The sequence below is a fragment of the Microbacterium sp. AR7-10 genome, assembly GCF_001878835.1.
GTDB lineage: Bacteria > Actinomycetota > Actinomycetes > Actinomycetales > Microbacteriaceae > Microbacterium > Microbacterium commune.
The window spans coordinates 1-24,107 of sequence record NZ_MJIR01000029.1; the positions used below are offsets into that span (position 1 = coordinate 1).

The window sequence follows — 24,107 nt, forward strand, 5'->3', positions numbered from 1 at the left end:
CGTGCGCGCCTGCGTCGACGCCGTCACCGGGCGCGACCGCGAGATCCCCGCACGCGAGCTGCACCGGCTGCGCACCGGCGAGGGTGGCGATGACTCGTACGTCGTGCGCGCCGACGGCTCGAAGTGCTGGCGCTCGTCGATCGAGCAGAACACCCCCGGCGCCCGCCGACTGCACTACTGGGAGCTGCCCGGCGGAGTGATCGAGCTCAGCCGCGTCGTGCACCACGACGACACGAAACCATGAGGAGCCCATGACCGATCCGCACACCGTGCTGCTGCACGTCTCCAGCCGACCCGAAGACGTCGCCCGCTCGATCGGCACCGCGCGCACGCTGCACCGGAGCCGTCCCGATCACCGAATCCGCATCATCGTGAACGGTCCGGCCATCACAGGGGTGACCGCGGATGCCACGCCACTCGACCTCTCGCACCTGCCCGCGACCGCGGTGATCGAGGCGTGCGAGGTGGGCATGCGGGCCCACGACATCGTCGCAGAGCAGCTGCAGCCGGGCGTCACCACGGTTGCGTCGGCCGTGGTCGCGCTGGTCGACGCGCAGTTCGCCGGCGCCGCCTGCGTGCGGATCTGAGCTCAGCCGCGTCGAGCACCACGACGGCAATGACGCCCCCCTGCCTCAACCGGGCTACCTGCTGACCACCGGTCGCCGCATTCGACGATCACCGGTCAAGGTCGACCAGCGGGCGTTCGTCAGCCGTCGGCGAGCTCTCTCCGGGTAGGCGGGTTCGCGCCCACCCGCGTGCAGGTGATGGCCGCAGCTCGGGCGGCGAAGCCGAGGAGCGCGCTCACCTGGTCGGCGGTCAGCTCGGCAGGCAACCGCTCCCCCAGCATCCCGCACGAGTCGCACCACGCGAGCATCGCGGACATGAAGGAGTCGCCGGCACCCACCGTATCGATCACGCTCACGCTCGGCGCCTGCAGGGCGACTTTCACGCCCCTGGCGTACCCGATCGGTCCGCGCCCGCCGCGCGTCACGACGACCAGCCGCGCTCCGGCAGACATCCAGCGCGCCGCCACGGCATCGGCATCCCACCCGGGGTATAGCCACGCGATGTCCTCGTCGCTCGCCTTCACCAGATCGGATGCCGCGACGAACGCCTCGACCCGCGCGCGGCTCTGCTCGTGCGGGATCCCGATGTCGGGGCGGCAGTTCGGATCGAAGCTGACCGTGCCCGACCCGCGCACGGTCTCGGCGGCCGCGAGTACGCCCGCCCATTCCTCATCGCTCGCCGCGGTGAGCGACCCGACATGCAGGTGCGCGAGGTCGTGCTCCGCCAGCGCGGCGACGGGCGCACTCACCCGGTTCGGCACCCGGAAGACGTACTCCGCGCTGCCATCGGGAGCCAAGGTGGCGATCGCATGGTTGCTTCGACCCTCAAGGTTCCCCCGGTTGATCAGCGTCACGCCCTCGCGCTCGATATGCGAGCGCAGGAGAGCGCCGTACTCGTCGTCGCCGACCGCCGTCACGAGGATCGCATCGAGCCCGAGGCGCGCGGCCCCGATCGCGACGTTCATCGGCGAACCGCCCGGTCGCGCGGTGCGCGCGCCCGATGGTTCGACGATCACGTCGACGAGCGATTCGCCGATCACGCCGAGGCGGCCGGCGGTCACCGCCACGGCTCGACGACGGCCTTCAACGCACCGGGCAGACGACCGGCCATCAGCGCGTCCTGCACCTCGTCCAGACCGAATCGGTGCGTCACGAGCACGTCGAGATCCACGCGCCCGCTGGCGACCAGGTCGATCGCGGTCGGCCAGGTGTTCGCATAGCGGAACACGCCGGTGAGCCAGAGCTCGCGATTCTGCAGCAGGTTGACGGGCAGCATCAGATCGTCCGCCCCCAGCCCGACGAGCACGACGCGACCACCGGGCTTCACCGCGGGGATGCCCGCGCGGATGGCCGGCTCGGCACCGGACGCGTCGATGAACGCGTCGAAGTGCGCCTCCGCCGGCCGCGCGCTCGCGTGCTGCACTCTCGTGGCGCCATGCGCGAGGGCGAAGGCCAGGCGCTCCTCCGAGACGTCGCTCATGACGATCTCGGTGGCGCCGAAGGCCCGCGCGACCTGAGCGGTGATGACGCCGATCGGGCCCGCCCCGGCGATGATCACCCGCGAACCGGCCGTGACCCCCGCCTTGCGGCAGGCCCACACGCCCACCGAGAGCGGCTCCATGAGGGCCGCCGCGTCGTCGGACACCGATTCGGGCACGGGGTGCGCGAAGTCGGCCTGGATCGTCACGTACTCGCTGAACGCGCCGTCCACCGGCGGCGTCGCGAAGAACCGCATCTCGGGGCACAGGTTGTATGCGCCGCTCTTGCACTGCTCGCACCGCCGGCAGGGGCGCTGCGGCTCGATCGACACGCGGGATCCGATGCGGGCGGCATCCACTTCTCCGCCGACGGCGACGATCACGCCGGAGGCTTCGTGGCCGAGCACCAGCGGCTGATCGACGACGAACGGGCCGATCCGACCGTGGGTGAAGTAGTGCGTGTCAGAACCGCACACCCCGACGGATGCCACACGCACGAGCACCTCGTCGGCGGCCGGCGCCGGAACCGCGCGTTCGCTCAGCCTGAGCGAATCCTGCGCCAGCAGCTCTGAGGTGCGCATCCGCTCGGGGATCACGTCTCGCGCGTCCATCAGCGCACGTCCTTCGACCAGGTGGCGGTGTGCATCGAGCTCTCCGCCCGCCAGCGCGCGATCGCCTTCTCGAGGCGTGCGCGGGTGGCCGCATGAGCAGGGTCGGCCCACAGGCTGACCTCCTCGCGCGGGTCATCCTGCAGGTCGAAGAGCTGACCCTCGTCGTGATCGACGAATTCGACGAGCTTGTACCGGGCGTCGCGCACCATCGTCATCAGCGCGGTCTCGGTGAGGATGAAGTCGCGTGCGTGCTCGCTGAACACGTACTCGCGCCCCTCCCACGGCTCGCCCTTCAGGGCGGGCACGAGCGAGTCGGCCTCCATCCACACCGGCGGCGTGACGCCGGCGAGTTCGAGGATCGTGGGCGCGAAGTCCATCAGCGAGATGAGACCCTCGTGCACCTGGCCGGCGCGGATGTAGGGCGGGCCCCAGATGATGCCCGGCACGTGCACCGAGCCCTCGTACATGTTCCACTTCTGCGAGTGGCCGTGGTCTCCGAGCGCGTCGCCGTGGTCGGAGGTGAACACGATGACGGTGTTGTCGAGCACGCCGCGCTCATCGAGGGCGGTGATCAGATCGCCGATCTTCTCGTCGATCATCGCGACATTGGCGAAGTAGTGCCGTCGCTGACGCTGCAGCTGCTCGAGAGTGGGATTCTCGAGCATGACGATCGCGTCGTGATCATTGGCCTGGTGGTGCTTGCGCAGCTCTTTGAGGGGAGTGGGCTGGCTGTCCAGGTCCTCCTGCGAACGGGGCACGTCGGGCATGTCCTTCTCGCGGAACGGATCGAGGTGCCGCGGGGTCGGGTCGTAGGGCGGGTGCGGCCCAGGAAACCCGATCTGCAGGAAGAACGGCTCATCGTGATTCGGGTAGGTGCGCAGCCAGTGCTCGGCCAGCCCACCGACGAAGTTGTCGGCGTGCATGTCTTCGGGCAGCTCCCACTCGAACGCGCCGAGGCGCTCGGCGTAGTCCGGCAAGTCGCGGTAGGTGACGCGGCTCGGCTTCTGCAGCCCGCGGATCCAGAACGCCTTGTCCCAGTTGTCGAGGAAGTAGGGCAGGTTCGGGTGCGCCCTGTCCTTGTTCTCGATGACGTGACGCTCTTTGAAGCCGACCGGCGCCTCATAGGGATAGGTGTGCATCTTGCCGATGCTCGTGGTGCGGTAGCCGGCCTCGGCGAGCAGCTCGACCCAGGAGTGCTTCCACGGGTCGTCGTTTCGGAGCACGCCCGAGCTGTGCGGGTACAGGCCGGTGAAGAGGCTGGCACGGCTCGGCGCGCACGAGGGGCTTGCCACGTACGTGTTCGTGAACGCGGCGCCCTCGGTGACGAGGCGGTCGAGGTGCGGGGTGACGGCGTGATCGTGGCCGAGGGCCGCGATCGAGTCGAACCGCTGCTGATCGGTCATGATCAGCACGATGTTGGGACGGGTCATGCGTTCTCCTCCAGAGCGGATGCCGTCTCGGGCGCGCTCGTGGCACGCCGGCGACCGGCATCCTTCAGATCGATCCGGCTGGTCTCACCGGCCAGCACGACGCACACCACGCTGACGACGCACATGACCACGAGGTAGATCACGGCCGGCCAGTAGGTGCCGAACGCCAGGCTGAGAGCCAGGGCGATCGCCGGGGTGGGAGCGCCGCCGAGCAGTGCGGAGCCCTGGTAGACGACGCCCAGGCCCGTGTAGCGCATGCGGGTGCCGAATAGCTCGGCGAAGAAGGCGCCCTGGATGGCGAACATGCTGCCGGTGCCGATGGCGTGCAGAAGGATGATCATCAGCCAGGTGAGCACGACGTTGTCGATCTGCAGCACCGGGAAGTAGAACAGCCCGCCGATACCGCAGATGATGATGCCGGCGATGTAGACGGGGCGGCGGCCGATGCGGTCGGACAGTGCGCCGATGAACGGCAGGATGCACATCTGCACGGCGGCCGAGATGATGAAGCCGGTCAGCATGTGGCTGCTGTCGAGGCCCATGTAGTTCGTGGCGTACGAGATCGCGAAGACGTTGATGATGTTGTACGTGACGGCGTCGGTCATGCGCGCGCCGATGCCGATGAGAAGGCCACGCCAGTTCTCGCGGATGAGCGCGAAGAACGGGATCTTTCGGGTCTCCTCGGAGTCGTCGGTGAACGACTTGGTCTCGGGCAGGTGACGGCGGATGTAGAACGCGAACAGGGTCAGCACGCCCGAGAGCAGGAACGGGATGCGCCATCCCCAGTCGAAGAGCGCCTCGGTGGGAAGCAGCTGCACGAGGCTGAACACTCCGGTCGACACCAGCAGACCGGCCGGCGTGCCCATCTGGTGGAAGCTGCCCATCAGCCCGCGCTTGCCGATCGGGGCGTTCTCGAGAGCGGCCAGCGAACCGCCGCCGAACTCACCCCCGATGCCGACGCCCTGCACCAGACGCAGGAAGATCAGCAGGATGGCTGCCGTGACGCCGATCTGCTCGGCGCTCGGGATCAGCCCGATGCCGAACGTTCCGATGCCGATGAGCAGCACGGTCAGCAGCAGCATCGGCTTGCGGCCGACCTTGTCGCCGAAGTGCCCGAACAGGATCGCACCGATCGGGCGGGTGAGGAACCCGACGGCGAAGGCTGCGAACGACTGGATCAGAGCCAGCTCCGGCGTCGTCTCCGGGAAGAAGACGGCAGGGAAGATCAGTGCGGATGCCGTGCCGTAGAGATAGAAGTCGTACCACTCGATGAAGGCGCCGGCGAAGGCGGCGGTGGTGGCGCGACGAGCGGTCTTGCCCTCATCCCGAGCGGCGACTGTGCCACGGGTGGGTGCGGTCATGAAGTCCTCCAGGGGTTCTCACTTTTGAGCGTACCTGTGCTCACGAATGAGCGTCAGCGTGGTCAGCGTAGGAGCATCTTTCACCTATTTCAATTCTGAGCGGTAGTATTGCGCTCATATGAGCGGGCATGGCTATCTGCCGGGCCGACGGAGGGGGATCGTGACAGCACAGGCGAACGTTCCGGATTTCGATGACGAGTTGATGCTGCGCGTCGCGCGCGCCTACTATCTCGACGATCGCTCCAAGGTGCAGATCGCAGCGGAGACCGGGCTGTCCCGCTGGCAGGTGGCGCGGCTGATCGCGTCTGCCCGAGCGCGCGGGTTCGTGCGAATCGAGGTGGGAGATCCCAGCGAGGAGAACGACGAGCTGGGTCGCCGCTTGGCCGCTCGGCTACGACTCAAGTCAGCGACAGTGATCTCACGCAGCGACGACTCGACGCACATGCCGACCATCGATGGGATCGGGCGAGCGCTGGCGTCGCTGCTGTCAGAGGAGATCCAGGCCGGACAAACCATCGGACTCACGTGGAGCCGAGCCATCGAGGCCATGACCCACCACCTCACCCGCCTCGCTCCGTGTGACGTGGTGCAGATCGCCGGCGCGCTCACCCTGCCAGGTGATCGCCTGGGTTCGGTGGAGGTGATCCGTCAGGTCGCTCGCATCGCCGAGGGCACCGCCCATCCCATGTACGCGCCGTTGTTCGTCGGTGATCTGGACGCGGCGGCCGCTCTGCGACAGCAGCCCGAGATCGCGGAGTGCCTCGCTCGAGTCTCGAACCTCGACGTCGCCGTGCTCTCCATCGGCACCTGGGAGGAGACCGGGTCTGCCCTGTATCCGATCGTCCCGCGGAAGATGGCGAATGCCGCGCGGCAGGCGGGCGCTGTGGGCGAAGTCTCCGGACGCCTGTTCGACGCGGACGGGCGACCGGTAAGCCACGACATCGACGACAGGGTTATCGGCGCCACCATCGACTCACTGCGCGACGTGCCGCACATCATCGCCACCTCTTATGGTGGGCACCGGGCCGCGGCGACGATCGCCGCCGCCAAATCCGGGCTGATCGATGTGCTCATCGCCGACGAGCTGCTCGCCCGCGCGATCCTCGCCGACTGACATTCCTCCACCGCCCGACTGGCGGGTATCCTGTGCTCGTGCGCGAGAAGCGCACAGATGTCGCACCCCTTCCCTACGCTGACCTCATGACCCGGTACCGCCTGCGCGTCGCCCTGGTCGGCAGCGAACCCGAGATCTGGCGCGAGTTCGACGTCGACGGGCGGATGCCCCTTCGCATGCTGCACATCGCCCTGCAGACGATCATGGGCTGGCGCGAATCGCACCTGCACGCGTTCAGCGACACCGATCCCGACCGGCCGTCCCCGAAAGGGCGGCGCTGGGAGTCGCCCGACTTCGCGAGCGACAACGGCGCCCTGTCGGAAGACGCGGCCACCGTCGATCAGGTTCTCTCGAACCTCGACACCCTCTGGTACGAGTACGACTTCGGCGACGGGTGGGTGCACCGCCTCGACGTCGTCGACCGCCAGCCGGATGCCCCGCTGCTCGCACCGGTGGTGCTGCTCGACGGCGCGAACCGCGGCCCGTTCGAAGACGCGGGCGGTATCCACGGCTACGCGGAGAAGCTCGCCACGCTGGCCGATCCGCAGTATCCGGAGCACCGCGAGATCACCGACTGGCTGCGCGCGACCGTCGGCCCGTGGGCCCCGCGCTCGCCCGGCGCGTTCGACCTGGTCGGCGTGCAGAGCGAGCTGAATCTGATGTTCAACCCGCAGGGCTCTGGCCTCTCGCCGTACGACATGTCGGGTCTGGTGAAGAGCGACGAGATGCGCCGCCCGGGCGACGTCACCGACGAGTCGCCGATCGTCGAACTGGCGGCGCAGCTGCCGCCGCCGATCCGCTCCGAGCTGCGCCAGCACCTGCACCTCACCGGGGTGCTCGAGCCACTCGAGCTCGACGACGAGACCGCAGCGCGCATCGTGCGCCCCTTCGCCTGGCTGATGGATACCGTCGGCGCCGACGGCCTCGCGCTCACCGCCGCGGGATGGATGCCACCAGCCACCGTCCTCGCCGGGATGACCGAGCTGGGCCTGCTCGACGACTGGATCGGTGCGGGCAACCGCGAAGACCTCACGCCGCCGATCGCCGAGCTGCGGGACGCCGCCCAGCGCCTGGGGCTGATGCGGGTGCAGAAGGGGCGCCTGCTGCTCAGCGCCGCGGCGAAGAAGGCGCTCGGCGACGCTCGTGCCCAGCTGCAGCTGATCGCCCGTGGCCTGTACCGCAAGCTCAGCGATGCCGAGTCCGATGCTGCCACCCTGCTGTTGCTCGCCGTCGCCGACGGCACACCGCCCGGCGAGCGCTGGCACGCCATCGCGTTCGGGCTCGAGGTGTGCGGCTGGCAGTCATCCACCCGCCGCGCGTTCACCGAGCGCGACATCGCGCACGTCACCTTCCACCCGCAACGGGTGCTCGATCTGATCGGCGACTCGCTGCGCCGGCATCCGGCGAGCGCCGACGACGATCTGCGACTGTTCGCGCGCGCGGCGCTGCGGTGAGAGCCTCGAAGCGCGATCAGGAGCGAACGGAGCGAATCTCAGGACCTACCTGGTGTGTCACGCGACGCCGTTCGGGCGACTGCATGTTCGCTCGACAGCTGGTGACGCCGGGAGGCCGGCGTCACCGATCGGCACCATATCGGCCGGTCCTTCCCGTCACACAGACGCCGACTCCCCGTCGAACGGCAAACGGATCGCCTTGACCTCGAGGAACTCCTCGAAGCCATACATCCCGAACTCGCGCCCGATGCCGGACTGCTTGTAGCCCCCGAATGGGGCCAGCAAGTCCATCCCTCCACCGTTGACGGTCACCATGCCGGCTTCGAGGCGTCCCGCGATGCGGACCGCCTCGTCGAGATCGCCGCCATACACCGCTGCGTGAAGGCCATATTCCGTATCGTTGGCGATCTCGATCGCCTCATCCACGTCGTTGTAGGTCTGAATCGACAGCACGGGGCCGAAGATCTCTTCGCGCCCGATAGTCATCTCGGTCGTGACCCTGGAGAACACTGTCGGCTGCACGTAGTACCCCATGGCGTTCTCCGCAGGGACGTCTACGTCCGCGACGCCGCCCGTCACCAGTTGCGCCCCCTCGCTGATCCCCTTCTCGATGTATGCGCGCACCCGCTCCTGCTGCGCATGCGAGGCGAGCGGTCCAACCTCCACGGACGGATCCGTGGAGGGACCGACCTTCACCTCGCTCATTATCGCGCCGGCAATGCGCTCGACCTCGGGAAGAACGGATTCCGAAACGATCATCCGAGTGAGGCCGTCGCAGCGCTGGCCGTTGTTGAGGAGGAGGTCCTGCACACCGAATCGGACGGCCTCTTCGAGCGGCGCATCCGGAAGGATGACCAGCGGGCTTTTGCCGCCGAGCTCGAGCGCGACCTTAGCGACTTTCTGTGCGGCAAGCTCACCGATGCGTCGGCCGGCTCGCGTCGAGCCGGTGAAAGTCAGCATCCGCACATCCGGGTGCTCGACGATCGCTTCTCCGACGACGGGGCCGTTCCCGAAGACGATGTTGATCACGCCTGCCGGCAGGCCAGCCGCTTCGATCGCCTCCGCAAACACGGCCGCGGTAAGCGGCGCGACCTCGCTCGGCTTGACAACGACCGTGTTGCCAGCCGCGATCGCGAAGGCGGCCTTGACCGTTACCAGATGCAGCGGAAAGTTCCAGGCCGTGATCGCGCCGATCACCCCGAACGGTTCACGGGCGACGTGGTTCTCACCCGCTCGCTCAATGAACGAATACGACTCGAGAATGTCGGCGGCAGTGTTGAAGCTCATGACCGGCGTCATCGACTGGGATCCGTAGGAGATCTCCTGGTTGGCTCCGACCTCGCGCATGATCAGCTCGGCAAGCTCGTCATGGCGGGCGTCGATCTCCTTCGCGACGGTGCGAAGGTGTGAAGCGCGCTCCGCTGGTGACAGCGCCCACCATGCCGGCTGCGCACGCCGCGCCGATTCAACGGCCGCATCGACATCGTGGCGACCGCTGAGCGGAGCAGAACCGATCACCTCCCCGGTGTTCGAATCGAAGACGTCGGCGGTTTCGGAGGTCGTGGGAGATGTCCACGAACCGTGGATGAAGTTCTGGGTCACGTCGCGGCGGGTGAATAGACTCATTTTTGGCCTCTTCCTTCATAGGAGGTGGTGGAGATCGTGGATGCAGGAACGAACTCCGGTGGATCGAATGCGGTCAGGGTCGGCAGTTCGCCGTCGTAGCGCTCGACGTCGACGAGGCACGTGTGTGCGGAGGGGCCTTGAGCAAGCCTGGAAGTTCCGACGTCGAGGGTGAGCACATTCGGGTTGCCGTGCTTGTCAAGTGGCTGCGGCGCAGCCGCATCCACCGGGTCGTACCACGCGCCTGTCGGGAGGGCGACGACACGGGGCTGCATCGAATCATCGATCGACGCCGACGCCAGTGTGGCTCCCCGATCGTTGAACAAGCGCACGATATCCCCGTCTGAGATGTCCCGCTGGGCGGCGTCGTGAGGGTGGATGCGCATGACGGCGCGTCCGGCGCGTTTGTGGCTGCTGCTTTCGGAGCCGTGATCGAACTGACTGTGGAGCTTGCCGTCGGGCTGGGGCGACACGAGGTGCAGCGGAAAGCGCTCTGCTAGAGGCGAGCCGAGCCATTCCACAGGTTCCATCCACCTCGCCCATCCCGGGCAGTCGTCATACCCAAAGCCGGCCACTGTCGCGGAGTAGAGCTCGAGACGCCCGGATGGCGTCTTCAACGGATGGGCAACCGGGTCGGCACGAAGCTCGCTGAAGGCGGACGGAACGCGGCGTGGCATGTCCAGCGCGACGCTGCCCCGCTCACGGAACTCCCCGAGGGTCGGCAGATCGAATCCCATCCCTGCGGCCTTCTCCCGTGACCGCGACCAAAGCTCAGCCACCCAAGCGTCGGCATGCCTGCCCTCGGTGAACTCGGCGCCGCATCCGAGCCGCTCTGCGACAGCGGCGAAGATCTCGTAGTCGGTCACGATCCCCTGTGGGGCTTCCGCGACGCGATCCATCCAACCCAGCCAGCGGTCGCCCATGCCGATGGCGAAGTCAGTGCGCTCCAGCGACGTTGCGACGGGCATGACGATGTCGGCGTGCTTAGCGTGAGCGTTCCAGAAAGGTTCGTGCACGATGATCGTGTCGGGGCGTGCCCAAGCCTGTCGCATCCGATTGAGATCCTGGTGGTGATGGAACGGATTCCCGCCGATCCAATACACCAGGCGGATATCGGGATAGATCGAGCGCTTGCCGTCGTAGTCGAACGATGCGCCGGGGTTGAGGAGCAGATCGCTGATGCGAGCGACAGGGATGTATGTCGAGACGGGATTGCGCCCCTGAGGGAGCGCGGCTGCCGGCGAAAGCCGGTCATTGACATGCGCATTGTGCATGGAGGAGTAGCCGCTGCCGAAACCGCCACCCGGCTTCCCCATCGAACCGCTCATGGCTGCCAAAGTGATCGCAGCCCAGTATGCCTGCTCGCCATGATGCTGGCGCTGCAGCGACCAGGTGACGGTGACCAGAGTGCGGCGGCTGCAGATTCGCTCGGCGAGTTCGAGAATCCGCGTGACGGGCACACCGGTGATCTCGCTGGCCCACGCCGCGTCCTTCACCACGCCGTCGTCCTCACCGCGCAGTTCACGCTGAACGACGTCCCATCCGACGCAGCACCGCTCCAAGAAGTCCACGTCGGCCTTGCCGCGTTGAAGTATCGTATGGGCAAGCGCGAGCATGAGTGCGACGTCTGTGTTCGGGCGCACAGCGATCCAGTCCGCGTTCAGCTCCGCATCGGTGTCGGAGCGAACAGGCGTCACGATGGTGAACCGCACGCCGGCACGTGCAGCCTCGATCTGACTGAGCACGTTTACATGCGAGCCGACTCCACCGGGATTGATCTGCGCGCTGCGCCGAGGTAACCCGCCGAAGGCGATGAGTTCTTCCGTGTGCTCAGCGATCTCCGACCACGCGGGAACGCTGCGCAGAAACCACTCGCGGTCGCCGACGAGGTGCGGGAGCACGACCTCGTCAGCGGCGTGCGAATAGGTGTTGAACGACCGTGTGTACCCGCCGGCGGCGTTGAGGAACCGATGCACCTGCGACTGCGCGTGGTGGAAGCGACCGGCGCTGCCCCATCCGTACGATCCGCCGAATATCGCTTCGTTGCCGTGGTCGCGCCGCACCCTGTCGATCTCGTCGGCGATGAGCGCAACGGCGTCCTCGTGCGATACCTCGACAAACGGCTCGGTGCCGCGCCCGTGCCGTCGTCCCTCCAACCACCCGCGGCGAACCGCCGGGCGGGTGACGCGAGATCGGTGCTGGAGCGAGCCGCGATAGTTCTGACCGATCGGCGACGGGTCGAGATCTTCCGGTACTGGGCGCACGTGGGTCACCTCGTCATCGGTCGACGAGACGATGTAGCTTCCCCAGTGGCTGGCGGTGCGTCCGGTGCGGGTGCTCACAACGTTCCGTTCTCCATCACGCCGTCTATACGGCGCGGCAGATTCAGCGGATTCGCCTCCTGCAGCGCCTGCGGCAGCAACGCGTCAGGGAAGGACTGGAAAGCGAGCGGTCGAAGGAAGCGGCGGATCGCCGCCGCACCCACAGAGGTGTGCAAGCTGCTCGACGAGGCCGGGTACGGCCCGCCATGCTGCTGCGCCCAGTTGACGGCGACACCGGTGGAGACGTCGCCGAAGATCACTCGTCCGGCGCCCCCGTCGGCCACCGCCACCATCGACTCGACGAAGGCGGATTCAGTCTCGTCTGCGAATACGGAGATCGTCAGAGAAGCCGGCAGGGCGCGCATCGCCACGGCCAGGGCATCGGTCGACGAGTAGCGCACGACGAGCGCCGCTGGTCCGAAGCACTCCTCGGTCAGCGTGGGGTCATCGAGCAGATCTTCGATCCGCACGGTGTTCAACGCGGCGGAGGCGAACGAGCCCACCCCGCTTCGCGGCTCCACGAGCGTGGTCACACCGTCGGCGGCCGCGACCGCCTGCACGCGATTGACGAATGTGTCGCGGATCCCGGAGCTGAGCAAAAAGACCCCCTCCGGCTCGGCCAATCCCTCGGAGAGATGCGACAGAACAACGTCGCCCTGATGACCGTCCGGAATGAAAACGAGGCCGGGTTTTGTGCAGAACTGGCCGCCTCCCAGCAGCACCGAGCTCGCGATCCGCTCCGCCAGCGCCGCGGCGCCTCGACGCGCGGCACCGGGAGAGACGACGAGCGGGTTCAGCGAGCCCATCTCGGCGTATACCGGGATCGGCCTGTCGCGCCCGGCTGCGACGTCCATCAGCAGCCGGCCCGCGCCTTCACTGCCGGTGAATCCGACCGCCTGCACTAGCGGGTTTGCGACGATCGCGGTGCCCGCCTCACGTCCGAACACGACAGAGACGGCATCAGGGGCGACACCCGCGTCGGAGCAGCTCGCGCGCAGGATCGCGACGACCGCCGCGTCGAGCGCAGGATGCGCACCGTGAGCCTTGACGATCACGGCGCAGCCCGCAGCAAGCGCAGACGCGGTGTCTCCGCCCGCGGCGGAGAAGGCGAAGGGGAAGTTCGATGCTCCGAACACCGCGACCGGACCGAGCCCGACCAGCATTCTTCGCAGATCGGGAGCGCCGTCGGCAGCGTGATCGATCGTCACTTCCGCGAACGCACCGTCACGAAGCACGGCGGCGAACAGCCGCAGCTGGTTCGTGGTGCGAGTGAGCTCGCCGTCGAGACGGATGTACCCGAGCGCCGACTCACGGTCAGCGAGCTGGACGAGGCGGGCACGCTCCCCGCCGAGGCTGTCCGCCAGCGCATCGAGCAGCGCGGCCCGCTCAGTCGGTGTTAGAGCCTGGAGCTCCCGGGACGCCTCAGCAGCGCGCGCCGAGATGCGCTCAGTCTCATCGATGCTGGTCGTCTCGGCGACGGTTTCGACGACTGCTCCTGTGCGAGGGTCGACCGATGTCACACTGCCCATGCCGGCAACTCCTTTTTCATGTGCTCGAGGATCTTCACGGCGCACCGCAATGCGACCGCGCCGATCGTGCTGGTCGGGTTGACAGCTCCGCCCGTCGGCAGAGAGGAGCCGTCGCAGATGTAAAGGCCCGGCGCGTCCCACGCGCGGTGCTCGCCATCGGTGACCGAGGTTGCCGGGTCGTCCCCCATGCGCGCTGTTCCCATCAGGTGCCAGGCCGGTGGCATGTATTCTCCGGACGAACCGAAGAAGCGGTTCACCTTGACCTCGTGCGCTCCGGCCGCTTTAGCGATCTCGACAGCCTTGTCACACGCGTACTCGAGCAGACGAGCGTCGTTGTCGTCGAGCCGGTAGTGCACGAACGGCGCTGCAACCCCATCCGAGTCGACGAGCTCGGCGTCGAGGGTGACACGGTTGGTGCTGATCGGGAGATCCTCGGTTTGTACGAGAATCGCGAATCCGCGATTGAGGTGTGTCCGCATCCACTCGTGATGCCCGCTACCCCATGGCGCGACGTTGCCTGAGTGCGAGCCATTGGCCTGGTAGCCCGGCCCATTCATTCCCGATGACAGCAACGTGAAACCGTTGACGAAACCCCGTTTCGGGTCGGTCTCGGCGAATTCGGCTGTATACGCGGCCGCGCAAATCACGCCCTTGTGCGGATCGAGGATTTCGGAAGTCCACGCCTCGACGATCGCAAGACCGTGGAACATCAGGTTCCGACCCACCTGATCGGAGCTGTTCGCGAGACCCTGCGGGTGAGACTCGGATGCTGACGCCAGCAGCAGCCGTGGTGTCCCGATGCCGTTGCCGCAGACCACTGTACGCTCGGCGGGCTGAAAGAACCGTTTGCCGGTGTTCGCATCGACGAAAACGGCGCCAGTCACGCGACCGTCGACATCACTTTCGATGCGCACCACGCGCGCGCCCGTCCGCAATTGCGCACCGGCGGCGAGAGCCCGTGGCCAGTACGTGTTGTGCGATCCTGCCAACGCGTCGATGGAGCATCCGCTCTGGCAGTCGCCGCAATAGTTGCATGCAGCGCGTCCTCGATACTCCCTCGAGTTGACGGCCATCGGAAACGGCCACCAGTGCCAACCGAGCGTCTCGCACGCCTTGCCGAACGCCGAGCCGCGCTTCCCGATCGGCAACGGGGGGTTCGGGTACGGGTCGTGGGCAGGAAACGCTGGATCCCCGTCGAGGCCGGAAACGCCCATGGAGCGATCGTTCTCGGCGTAGAACGGTGAGAGATCATCGTAGGAGTACGGCCAATCCTCGCTTCGTCCGTGTTCCTTCCCCTTCACGAAATCGGTCGGGCGGAAGCGCGGCCATGCCGCAGTGTAGATCGCCGTGGAACCACCGACTTCGTTGAACATCAGTGGCTGCACGGCATCCGTGCCGATGGGGTAATCCTCGCCCCATGCCCGCACGTTGGGGGACGTGCTCCACCGGAACTGGCGTTCGAGCTCGTAGTACCGGTCGGCGTGGGGGCGTGACCCGCCGGGGACCCAACGGCCCTGCTCCAGGCAAAGCACGTCGACGCCGGCCTCGGCCAAGGTACAGGTGATCGCCCCGCCGGCCATACCCGCACCGATGACGAGCACGGCAACGGGAGGCAGTTCGATCCGCGCCGCCTCACTCATGATGCCCTCCTCAGAACAGTGCCGACGCGGTTGGCGGGAATCCACACCAGTCGCCTGGTATCGACGCCGGCGACGTCCTTCGTCGTCAGCGGGTCCATCCGGTAGCCCCGCGGCTGCGGCGCCTCGTTGATGTCGTAGCCGAGCCCACGCAGCACGCTCACCACGCGCGGTTGCGCGTAATAGCCGAAGTACACGCAGCGACGCAAGATCTCGAACAGCTCAGGCTCGGATTCGGCGAACTGCGACATACGCGCGACCCGCTCGGCGTCAGTGGTAGAGCTGTGCCATCCCGCTGATTCCAGGGCCGTGACGGCGGCGCGCAGCGCGTTCGTCTCCTGCTCTCGCAGACGCGCGATCAGGTCGGCTCCGAGCTTGAGTTCTGAGGGGGCGGGCCACTCTTCCGTGCCGGGAATCAGAACATCGGCGAGCGCATCGAGCGCAACTGCCAGGTCATCAGTTCTCACCGGCCGGCTCCAGGATCTCGTACGGGCTTTCAGTCGGCCAGGTGGGGAGCAGCGGCACGAGCATGATGCCACCGACGACGGCGAGACGCATGGTGGTCTCGCCGGTGTTGAAGACGCGGTGATCGACGTTGACCCGGTTAAGCACGGCGTCGCCGGTGTTGAGCGGGAAGGTGTCACCCTCTTGCTCGACGTAGCCTGTGCCCTCGATGACGTAATAGACCTCTTCGCAGTTGTGGCGGTGAAGGGGGGAATGGTGTCCGGGGTCGATCTCGACGATCCCGAGACAGAGCGTTGCCGCATCGAAGCCCATCTCGGGATAGATCAGCTTCTTGTCACGCACGCCGGTGCGGCCCACCTCCATGGGTGCGCCCGACCCGAAATCGGCGGGGCTGATCACGATCCGCTCACCCGCGCGGTTGTGGACAGCGGTGGTGGTTGCGTCAGTCATGAGTTCTCCTTGTTCGATGTTTCCTGTTGTGAGTAGGTGATGATCCAGTCGACGGCCGCATCAAGGTGGTCGCGCATGGCCGCTGTCGCGGCCGGCTCGTCGCCGCTGCGAACGGCCTCGAGGATGCGCCGATGGTCGTCGATAGCGCGCTGTCGCTGGCCGGGGACTGCCAGCGAGAGACGACGCTCGACACCGCCCATGTCCTGCAGCTGATCGATGAGCTGCGTGATCGCCGGGTTCTCGATGCAGTAGCCGAGCAGCCGGTGGAACTCAGCATCGGCCGCAACGACTTGGGCCTGCTGGCGCCTTCCGTCGCGGTCCATCTCGAGCAGGGTCGCTTCCAGTGCCAAGAGATGGCCCTCCTCGCGGCGCAGGGCTGCGAGGCCCGCGATGCCTGGTTCGACGGCTCGGCGCAGCTCGAACAGCTCGAGGATGTGCAGGTCGCTCGCTATCCATGAGGAGATGGGCTCGTCCGCCACCGGTTCCGGCAGACGCGCGTACGTCCCCGAGCCCGGCCGGGTCTCGACGTATCCCGTGGACTGAAGCACTCGCAGCGACTCTCTCAAAGAGATGCGGCTGATCCCGAGCTGCTGGCACAGGTCGCGTTCGGCGGGAAGGCGTGCGCCGACGGGGATCTCCCCGCTCTCAATCAGATCGCGGATCTGCTCAACGGCCGCCGTCCACAGCGGCTTCGGCGACAGGGGCTGGTATGGACTCTTGTCGTTGCTCATAGCACCCGATGCTCCTCAATGATGTGCGGCTGCGGGGCCGGGGCCAGGCCTGCTCCCGCGTAGGGTCGAGCGACGCCGTGCTCGATCCGCAACGGTTCAGACAGCAGCTCGCTGCGGATCGGCCACGGGCTGACGTCGCGGAGAATCGGACGAGGGTTGCCGACGACGGCGCACATCGTCGCCATCGCCGCGAATCCGATGTCGGAGGCGTAGTGGTGTGTGCTGTAGCCCTGGTTGTTGGCGCGCGCCGCGCGCGCCCCAGCGATCGCCGCGCCCAGCCCGCCGACGCGCGCGAGGTCGGGCATCAGAACCTCCACCAGACGACTTTCGGCCAGAGCCACAAGCTCAGATTCGCTGTAGCAGTTCTCTCCGGCCGCAAGCGGCATCTCGGCAAGGTCGCGGAGCGCGCGAAGGCCCTCACGGTCGTCGCGAGAGAGGGGCTCTTCGAGCCATCCCAGCCCGAACGGATTCAGCCGCGGTATCATCTCCGACGCCTGAAGCCGCGTCCAGCCCATGTTCACGTCGACGTACAGCCGATCACCCGCGACGGCGGACACGGCGTCGATCAGCGCGACGTCAGCTTCCGGATCGAACCCGGCTCGAATCTTGACGGCTGCGTAGCCACCTTCCAGCAGACCGGTCGCCGTATCGGCAACCTCGGCGGGCGAACCGCCGAACCCGACCGCATAGAGCGGGATGTCAGTGTCCGCCCCTCCGAGGATCTCCCACACCGGCCGGCCTTGGACGCGGCCCCACGCATCCCACAGCGCCATCTCAATCGCGCCGATCGCGGCGCTGATTCCTGTCGCGGACCAGAGAAGCCGAAGGCGGTTGGTGCTGCGGATCAACTCAGAGGCGATCCGAGCGATGTCATCCGTGCTCTCGAGCCTGCTGCCGACGGCCAGCGGCGCGATCCCGCGCACCGTGGCGGCCCGCTCCTCGAGAGACCACAGCGGGAAAGTGACACTCGTCTCGCCCCAACCTTCGGTTCCATCCGAGAGCACGACCCGCACAAGTCCGACGTTGCGCTCCTCGGCCGTGCCCCATGAGAAAACCGCCGGCGACGGCAGCGGCGTGCGCAATCCGACGAATTCGATGTTCTGAATCTTCATTTCTCGTATCCCCCCCCCTTACTTGATTGCCCCGCTGGTGAGGCCACCGACGAGGTAGCGCTGCATGAAAACAGCGGCGATGTACACCGGAATGATGGCCGCCATGGATGCGGCCGCCATCTGGCCGAACTGCACGCCGCGGTCTCCCTGGAACAGTGAGATTGCAACCGGGAGGGTCTGCGCATCGTTCTTCTGCAGCACGGTGAGCGCGAACAGCAGCTCGTTGTAGTTCAGGATCAGAATGATGATCCCGGTGGCGATGAGCCCGGGCATGAGAAGCGGAACGACCACGCTGAACATGGTGCGCATCGGGCCAGCGCCGTCAATCTGCGCCGCTTCTTCGAGCTCGGCCGGGATCCGCTCCACGAACGGTTCGAGGAGTGCCGCGGCGACGGCGACGTTGACCAGGCCATAGATGAGGGCCAACCCGTACGGGCTGTTGATCAGTCCCATCCCCCGAAGCAGGAAGAACAGCGGCACGACCGCAACTACCGGAGGTGCCACGAAGCTCGCCAAGACGTAGAGGGGCAAGAAGCCGCCGCCGGTGCGGAACCGAGCCATCGCGAAGGCAACAAATGTGGCGATGGCCAGGGACAGTGCGCAGCCCAGCACGGCGGCGATGACGGAGTTGAGCACGTACAGCAAGATCGGCATCCGATCCCACATAGCGGACCAGTTCCGCAAAGTGAGCTCGGTTGGGAAGACCTGACCCGTCGCAATCTGCGCCTGCGGCGTGAAGGACAGAGTAAACAGGTAGACGATGGGCACGAGAGTGCCCAACAGCACCATGACCCATAGCGCGCCCCGCCCTGCCTTGGCATACAACTTACGGGAGCCACGACCCGCCTCTCGGCGCCGGGGCAGGTTGCCGCGAGCTGTAGTGATGAGGGCGGTCGTCGGGGTGTCAGTCGTGCGGCGAGCGATCGACCGCAGCGTGCTGCTGCTCATTGTTCCCACCTCGTCCGTTTGCGAATGATCGTCACGGGAATCGTGACAATGGTTACGACGATCACAAACAGCAGCGTCTGAGCCGCGGCGTAGCCGACATTGAACTCGCGCAGCGCTGTTCGGAAGATCAAGAATCCGGAAAGCATCGACGAATCGGCGGGTCCACCCGAGGTGAGGACGTAGACGAGATCGAAGATCTTGAAGGAGATGATCAGTTTGATCAAGAGCACAGACATCAACGCCGGCGTGATCATCGGGAACGTGATGTGACAGAAGCCGCGCCACGGTCCTGCTCCATCGATCTGCGCTGCCTCGTAGACGGATTCAGGTAGAGCCAGCAGACCCGCGTAGATAATCAGCGCCACGAACGGGGTCCACTGCCATGAATCCGCGATAGCCACCATCACGATCGCCCAGAACGGCGAACCGAGCAGTGAGATGGGCTCCTGAACAATCCCCAGCTGCAGCAGAACGGAGTTGAGGAGACCTCCATTGGGCGCGAGCACCAGCTTCCAGACCACCGCAGCCATGACCGGAGGCGTGAGCAGCGGAAGCAGGATCAGCGTACGGATCACGTTCTGCCCTCGGGTGAGCTGTCGCATCAGCAATGCGACGCCCAGCCCGAGTGCCACCTGGAACAGCGCGGTGACAATCGCGAACATGGTCGTGCGGATCAGGCCGCCGGTGAACGTGTCGTCCGCCATCGCGGTCGCGAAGTTCTCACCACCCACGAAGTCCTGGAACGGCTTTCCGAGAGTCGACCGCGACACGCTCGAGGCGAGAAGATATATCAGCGGGTATACCGTGACGACGAGGCCAGCGACGAGCGCGGGTGTCGAAAACAGCCACCCGATGCGACGGTTCGCTCTGCTCACCCCAGGAGCAGTCTTGTCAGTCAAGGACCGACTCCCATTCGCTCTGCACCTGCTTCATCGTCTCAGCGGGGTCACCGTCGGACGAGATCATGGTCGCCAGAGCGTCGGTGAGCGACTGGAAAAGCTCAGGCGCCTGCTTGATGGTCGGCCACGTCAGGACGCCATTGAGCGATGCGGAAGCGGCCTCCTGCACCTGCGGGTTGAATTCCTTGTACTCGTCAGAGCTCAGCGTCGACAGCCGGTTGGCGTCGATGCCTGTGCCGTAAGTGGTGATGAGGCTGAGGTTGGTCTCGGCGCTGGTCGCGAACAGGATGAACTCGCGCGCGAGCTCCGGGTTCTTCGCGGATGACGAGAGCGTCAGCGTGAATCCCGCGTCCAGGGCCGCGAGGCTCTTCTCGGCGTCGCCACCGACGGGGAGCTGCATCACACCCCACTTATCGACGATCTGTGACTGCGACTCATCCTGGGCGAAGGTTCCTAGGTCGGTCCAGAACTCCATGAACCCGACCTTGCCCGACAGGAAAGCTTGGAGTGCCTGATCGAATCCCGTCTCCAATGGCGTAGGCATCGCGTACTCGGAGACATCCTTGAGCGCCTTCGCTGCCCCGATCGCGGCTTCGGTGTCGAGGGCGGGATGCCCATCCTCGTCAAGGAATGAGCCGCCGAAGCCGGCAAGGCGGTTGGCGTACGTCGACATCAGGATGATCGGAGTCTGCTGACCCATCACCGCAGCCCCGTAGACACCCTCGCCCTTCTCAGCCTCGGTGATCTTCTGGACGGCATCGGCGTACTCGTCCCACGTGGTTGGCGGTGTAACGCCGTTCCGCTCGAGGATCTCCTTGTTGTAGAAGAGAACCTCTGTGTCCCCGTCGAAGGGTACGCCGTAGCGAGTCCCGTCGACGAGAGAGTAGGCGTCGAGGATCGAGGGGATGAAGTCTTCAGCGCCTGCTTCTTCGATCAGGTCGTCCACGGGGACGATGACATCGCCGTCAGCAAGGGCGCCGATCTCGGTGTACCACGAGTCGAAAAGATCGAACTCGGCGGCGCCGGACTGAACGTCCAGCGTGGCCTTCTGCTGAAGCTCGTCATATGGAACGAGAGTGACGTTCACCGTCACTCCCGGATTCGCTGCCTCGAACTTCTCCTTGAGGATCTCGGACGCACCGGCGTGGGTCTGGGGGAAGAGCACATTGAGCTCGCCCCCCGCGTCGCCGTCCGTCGTCGCATCTCCCGATGAGCACGCCGCGGTGCCCGCAGCCGTGAGGCCGAGAGCGAGAGCGAAGCCGAGCCCCCGCATGATCGTGCGCTTGTGCATCTGAATCTCCTTTGATTCCACGAAGCCCGCAGCCACTCATTTGGCTAACTGGTCTGTCCAGTTGTCCAGAGTAGAGAGGAGATCGGATCGCGTCAAGCGCCGATATCGGTTTGGCGCGGAAACTCTGCCGAGTCGCCAACGTCGGACGGCCCATCACTAGACTCGTCCGGATGCTCGACACCTCCCCGGCCGCCGATCCGTTCGTCCGCGTTCGCGGCGCCCACGAGAACAACCTGCGCGGCGTCGACGTCGACATGCCACGCGACCGCATCGTCGCCTTCACCGGTGTCTCGGGCTCGGGCAAGTCGTCGCTCGCATTCGGCACGATCTTCACCGAGGCGCAGCGCCGCTACCTCGAATCCGTCGCTCCGTACGCGCGTCGACTGATCCAGCAGGGCCACGACCCGCACGTCGACTCGATCACCGGACTGCCGCCCGCGGTGGCACTGCAGCAGCGGCGCGGCGCACCCAGCTCGCGCTCCAGCGTCGGCACGGTCACCACGCTGTCGAACTCGCTGCGCATGCTGCTCTCGCGCGCCGGCACCTACCCCGACGGCGTCACCGAGCGCCTCGACTCCGACGCCTTCTCGCCCAACACCGCCGCCGGCGCCTGCCCGCGCTGCCACGGCGTGGGCGTCGTGCACGATGTCACCGAGGATTCGCTCGTGCCCGACCCCTCGCTCAGCATCCGCGACGGCGCGATCGCCGCCTGGCCCGGCGCCTGGCAGGGCAAGAACCTGCGCGACATCGCCATCACCCTCGGCTACGACGTCGACCGTCCCTGGCGCGACCTGCCGCGGGCCGACCGCGACTGGCTGCTGTTCACCGACGAGCAGCCGGTCGTGCAGATCATCCCGCAGCGCGACCGCATCGAGAAGCCCTACAACGGCCGCTTCTGGAGCGCGAAGAAGTACGTCTTCCACACCCTCGCCGACTCGCAGAGCGCCATGATGCGGGCCAAGGTGCTGCGCTTCATGCGCTCGGGCCCGTGCCCGCTGTGCCACGGCACCGGGCTACGGCGCGAAGCTCTCGCGGTCACCTTCGCGGGGCGCTCGATCGCCGAGCTGAACGCTCTGCCGATGACCGAGCTGGCCGAGGTGCTGCGCCCCACCACCGAGATCACCGACCCCGGCTCGGCGCTGCCCACCGCGGCCAGCGGCGAGCGCACCGAGGTGGCCGTCGCGATCGCCGCCGACCTGCGCGCCCGCATAGGCGTGCTCTGCGACCTGGGCCTCGGCTACCTCGGCCTCGGTCGGGTGACCACCACCCTGTCCCCCGGAGAGATGCAGCGCCTGCGCCTGGCCACGCAGCTGCGGTCGGGACTGTTCGGCGTCGTCTACGTGCTCGACGAGCCCTCGGCAGGCCTGCACCCGGCCGACGCCGAGCCGCTGCTCGAGGTGCTCGAGCAGCTCAAGCGCTCGGGCAACTCGGTGTTCGTCGTCGAGCACAACATGGACGTCGTCCGCCGCGCCGATTGGGTCGTCGACGTCGGCCCCGCCGCCGGTGAGGGCGGCGGCGAGGTGCTCTACAGCGGCCCCGTCGACGGTCTCGAGAAGGTGGATGCCAGCCTCACCCGCCCCTTCCTCTTCCCCTCCGCGCAGGGCGAGCACGCAGCCCCGCGCGAGCGCCGCGACGCGGCCGGGTGGCTGCGGGTCGACGGCATCCGGCTGCACAACCTCGACGACGTCGACGTCGCCGTCCCGCTGCAGACGCTCGTCGCCGTGACCGGCGTCTCGGGCTCGGGCAAGTCGACCCTCGTCAGCCGGGTGCTGCACGAGGTGGTGCGCGATCACCTGCATCCGGATGCCGAGGCCGCCGACCCCACAGAAGACGAGACCGACTCCGATGAACCGGGGATCGCCGAGGCGACCGCACCGTCCGACATCGACGTGCTCACCGTGCGATCGACCGACGGGCTCGAGCTCGTCGACCGGCTCGTGCGGGTCGACCAGAAGCCCATCGGCCGCACGCCGCGCTCGAACCTCGCCACCTACACCGGGCTGTTCGATGCGGTGCGCACGGCGTTCGCGCGCACCGACCTCGCCCGCGAACGCGGGTACACGGCCGGCCGGTTCTCGTTCAACGTGCCCGGCGGCCGGTGCGAGACCTGCCAGGGCGAGGGCTTCGTCGCCGTCGAGCTGCTCTTCCTGCCCGGCAGCTATGGCCGCTGCCCCACCTGCCACGGCGCCCGGTACAACGACGAGACGCTTGAGGTGCGCTGGCACGGCCACTCGATCGCCGACGTGCTCGCGCTCACCGTCACGCAGGCTGCGGACGTGCTCGCCGAGATCCCCGCGGCGGCGCGCAGCCTGCGCGCGCTGCTCGACGTCGGGCTCGGATACCTGCGCCTCGGCCAGCCTGCCACCGAACTGTCCGGCGGCGAGGCGCAGCGCATCAAGCTCGCCACCGAGCTGCAGCGAGTGCGCCGCGGGCACACGCTCTACCTGCTCGACGAGCCGACGACCGGACTGCACCCCGCCGACGTGCGCCTGCTGCTCGCGCAGCTGCACGCGCTCGTGGACGCGGGTGACACGGTGGTCGTGGTCGAGCACGACATGGACGTCGTCGCCGACGCCGACTGGGTCATCGACCTCGGCCCCTCGGGCGGCGACGCGGGCGGGCGGATCGTCGCGACGGGAACACCGGATGCCGTCGCCGCAGCATCCGGCAGCCGCACCGCTCCCTATCTCGCGACCGCGCTCGCGCGCTGAGCCCGCGCGCCCCGCATCCGGTGACAGGATGCCGGTATGACCCGCACCGTCGTGATCCACGTCACCTCCGACCCCGCCGACGTCGCCCGCTCGATCAACTCGGCGCGCATCCTGCACAAGGATTGCCCCGAGCACCGCATCCGGATCATCGTCAACGGGCCGGCGATCACCGGCGTCACGCGCGGCGCCGACGCCCTCGCGATCGACAGCCTGCCTGAAGGCGCCGCGATCGAGGCGTGCGAGGGCGGCATGCGCGCACACGAGATCACCGAAGACGACCTGCAGCCCGGCATCCGCACCGTCGCCGCCGCGATCGTCGCCCTGACCGATGCGCAGTTCGAGGGCGCGGCGTACATCCGGCTCTGAGCCGGGATCG

The 24,107-nt window shown here is 67.1% G+C and carries 20 protein-coding genes and 1 pseudogene; 6 read left to right on the top strand and 15 right to left on the bottom strand.

Annotated elements, in window-relative coordinates; all coding sequences use genetic code 11:
• Nucleotides 1–244, top strand: a pseudogene (locus tag BFN01_RS15315) (hypothetical protein); the annotation flags it as partial.
• Between the two features lie 7 nt (nucleotides 245–251).
• A complete protein-coding gene (locus tag BFN01_RS01455) occupies nucleotides 252–587 on the top strand; it encodes a hypothetical protein (protein ID WP_071640773.1) in 336 nt (111 codons plus the stop codon).
• Nucleotides 588–706: 119 nt separating this feature from the next.
• On the opposite strand, the gene BFN01_RS01460 is transcribed toward BFN01_RS01455, so the two are convergent.
• From BFN01_RS01460 to BFN01_RS01475, 4 genes are read right to left on the bottom strand one after another with little or no spacing between them, the layout of a single operon-like run.
• Entirely contained in the window at nucleotides 707–1,627 is a 921-nt protein-coding gene (locus BFN01_RS01460) for a carbohydrate kinase (protein WP_071640855.1), read from the bottom strand.
• Nucleotides 1,624–2,655 (bottom strand): NAD(P)-dependent alcohol dehydrogenase, encoded by a 1,032-nt coding sequence (locus BFN01_RS01465; RefSeq protein ID WP_256220995.1) that lies wholly within the window; start codon nucleotides 2,653–2,655, stop codon nucleotides 1,624–1,626. Before BFN01_RS01465 ends, BFN01_RS01460 begins: the two co-directional genes overlap by 4 nt.
• Nucleotides 2,655–4,085, bottom strand: a complete 1,431-nt coding sequence (locus tag BFN01_RS01470) for a sulfatase (RefSeq protein ID WP_071640775.1) — start codon at nucleotides 4,083–4,085, stop codon at nucleotides 2,655–2,657. The genes BFN01_RS01465 and BFN01_RS01470 overlap by 1 nt, the downstream gene beginning before the upstream one ends.
• A complete protein-coding gene (locus BFN01_RS01475; RefSeq protein WP_071640776.1) occupies nucleotides 4,082–5,446 on the bottom strand; it encodes an MFS transporter in 1,365 nt (454 codons plus the stop codon). Before BFN01_RS01475 ends, BFN01_RS01470 begins: the two co-directional genes overlap by 4 nt.
• 160 nt (nucleotides 5,447–5,606) lie before the next feature.
• Between BFN01_RS01475 and BFN01_RS01480 the strand changes: the two genes are divergently transcribed.
• Together BFN01_RS01480 and BFN01_RS01485 are read left to right on the top strand one after the other, a co-directional pair.
• Nucleotides 5,607–6,560, top strand: coding sequence for a sugar-binding transcriptional regulator (locus BFN01_RS01480; RefSeq protein WP_177243774.1), 954 nt, complete (start codon nucleotides 5,607–5,609; stop codon nucleotides 6,558–6,560).
• Between the two features lie 86 nt (nucleotides 6,561–6,646).
• A complete protein-coding gene (locus BFN01_RS01485) occupies nucleotides 6,647–8,014 on the top strand; it encodes a plasmid pRiA4b ORF-3 family protein (protein ID WP_143187122.1) in 1,368 nt (455 codons plus the stop codon).
• 156 nt (nucleotides 8,015–8,170) lie between these two features.
• Here the strand turns inward: BFN01_RS01485 and BFN01_RS01490 are convergent, their stop codons facing one another.
• From BFN01_RS01490 to BFN01_RS01540, 11 genes are read right to left on the bottom strand one after another with little or no spacing between them, the layout of a single operon-like run.
• Nucleotides 8,171–9,640, bottom strand: a complete 1,470-nt coding sequence (locus BFN01_RS01490) for an aldehyde dehydrogenase family protein (protein ID WP_071640780.1) — start codon at nucleotides 9,638–9,640, stop codon at nucleotides 8,171–8,173.
• Entirely contained in the window at nucleotides 9,637–11,979 is a 2,343-nt protein-coding gene (locus BFN01_RS01495) for a molybdopterin-dependent oxidoreductase (protein WP_071640782.1), read from the bottom strand. The genes BFN01_RS01490 and BFN01_RS01495 overlap by 4 nt, the downstream gene beginning before the upstream one ends.
• On the bottom strand, nucleotides 11,976–13,487 hold the full coding sequence (locus BFN01_RS01500) for an aldehyde dehydrogenase family protein (protein ID WP_071640784.1): 1,512 nt from the start codon (nucleotides 13,485–13,487) through the stop codon (nucleotides 11,976–11,978). The genes BFN01_RS01495 and BFN01_RS01500 overlap by 4 nt, the downstream gene beginning before the upstream one ends.
• Nucleotides 13,475–15,127 carry a GMC family oxidoreductase gene (locus tag BFN01_RS01505; protein ID WP_071640786.1) on the bottom strand — a complete coding sequence of 551 codons (1,653 nt, stop codon included), beginning with the start codon at nucleotides 15,125–15,127 and terminating at the stop codon, nucleotides 13,475–13,477. The genes BFN01_RS01500 and BFN01_RS01505 overlap by 13 nt, the downstream gene beginning before the upstream one ends.
• Complete coding sequence (locus BFN01_RS01510; protein ID WP_071640788.1) at nucleotides 15,124–15,591, bottom strand: hypothetical protein; 468 nt, start codon at nucleotides 15,589–15,591, stop codon at nucleotides 15,124–15,126. Before BFN01_RS01510 ends, BFN01_RS01505 begins: the two co-directional genes overlap by 4 nt.
• Complete coding sequence (locus BFN01_RS01515) at nucleotides 15,581–16,039, bottom strand: cupin domain-containing protein (protein WP_071640790.1); 459 nt, start codon at nucleotides 16,037–16,039, stop codon at nucleotides 15,581–15,583. Before BFN01_RS01515 ends, BFN01_RS01510 begins: the two co-directional genes overlap by 11 nt.
• Nucleotides 16,036–16,770, bottom strand: a complete 735-nt coding sequence (locus tag BFN01_RS01520; RefSeq protein ID WP_071640792.1) for a FadR/GntR family transcriptional regulator — start codon at nucleotides 16,768–16,770, stop codon at nucleotides 16,036–16,038. The genes BFN01_RS01515 and BFN01_RS01520 overlap by 4 nt, the downstream gene beginning before the upstream one ends.
• Nucleotides 16,767–17,882, bottom strand: coding sequence for a mandelate racemase/muconate lactonizing enzyme family protein (locus tag BFN01_RS01525; protein WP_071640794.1), 1,116 nt, complete (start codon nucleotides 17,880–17,882; stop codon nucleotides 16,767–16,769). The genes BFN01_RS01520 and BFN01_RS01525 overlap by 4 nt, the downstream gene beginning before the upstream one ends.
• A gap of 18 nt (nucleotides 17,883–17,900) precedes the next feature.
• Nucleotides 17,901–18,830: a carbohydrate ABC transporter permease gene (locus BFN01_RS01530; RefSeq protein WP_083428576.1), complete on the bottom strand. Its 930-nt coding sequence runs from the start codon at nucleotides 18,828–18,830 to the stop codon at nucleotides 17,901–17,903.
• Nucleotides 18,827–19,729, bottom strand: a complete 903-nt coding sequence (locus tag BFN01_RS01535; RefSeq protein ID WP_071640796.1) for a carbohydrate ABC transporter permease — start codon at nucleotides 19,727–19,729, stop codon at nucleotides 18,827–18,829. The genes BFN01_RS01530 and BFN01_RS01535 overlap by 4 nt, the downstream gene beginning before the upstream one ends.
• Nucleotides 19,722–21,020, bottom strand: a complete 1,299-nt coding sequence (locus BFN01_RS01540) for an ABC transporter substrate-binding protein (protein ID WP_071640798.1) — start codon at nucleotides 21,018–21,020, stop codon at nucleotides 19,722–19,724. Before BFN01_RS01540 ends, BFN01_RS01535 begins: the two co-directional genes overlap by 8 nt.
• A 170-nt stretch (nucleotides 21,021–21,190) precedes the next feature.
• Between BFN01_RS01540 and BFN01_RS01545 the strand changes: the two genes are divergently transcribed.
• Nucleotides 21,191–23,731: an excinuclease ABC subunit UvrA gene (locus BFN01_RS01545; RefSeq protein WP_071640800.1), complete on the top strand. Its 2,541-nt coding sequence runs from the start codon at nucleotides 21,191–21,193 to the stop codon at nucleotides 23,729–23,731.
• Nucleotides 23,732–23,767: 36 nt separating this feature from the next.
• Complete coding sequence (locus BFN01_RS01550; RefSeq protein WP_071640802.1) at nucleotides 23,768–24,097, top strand: hypothetical protein; 330 nt, start codon at nucleotides 23,768–23,770, stop codon at nucleotides 24,095–24,097.
• Nucleotides 24,098–24,107 lie beyond the last annotated feature (10 nt).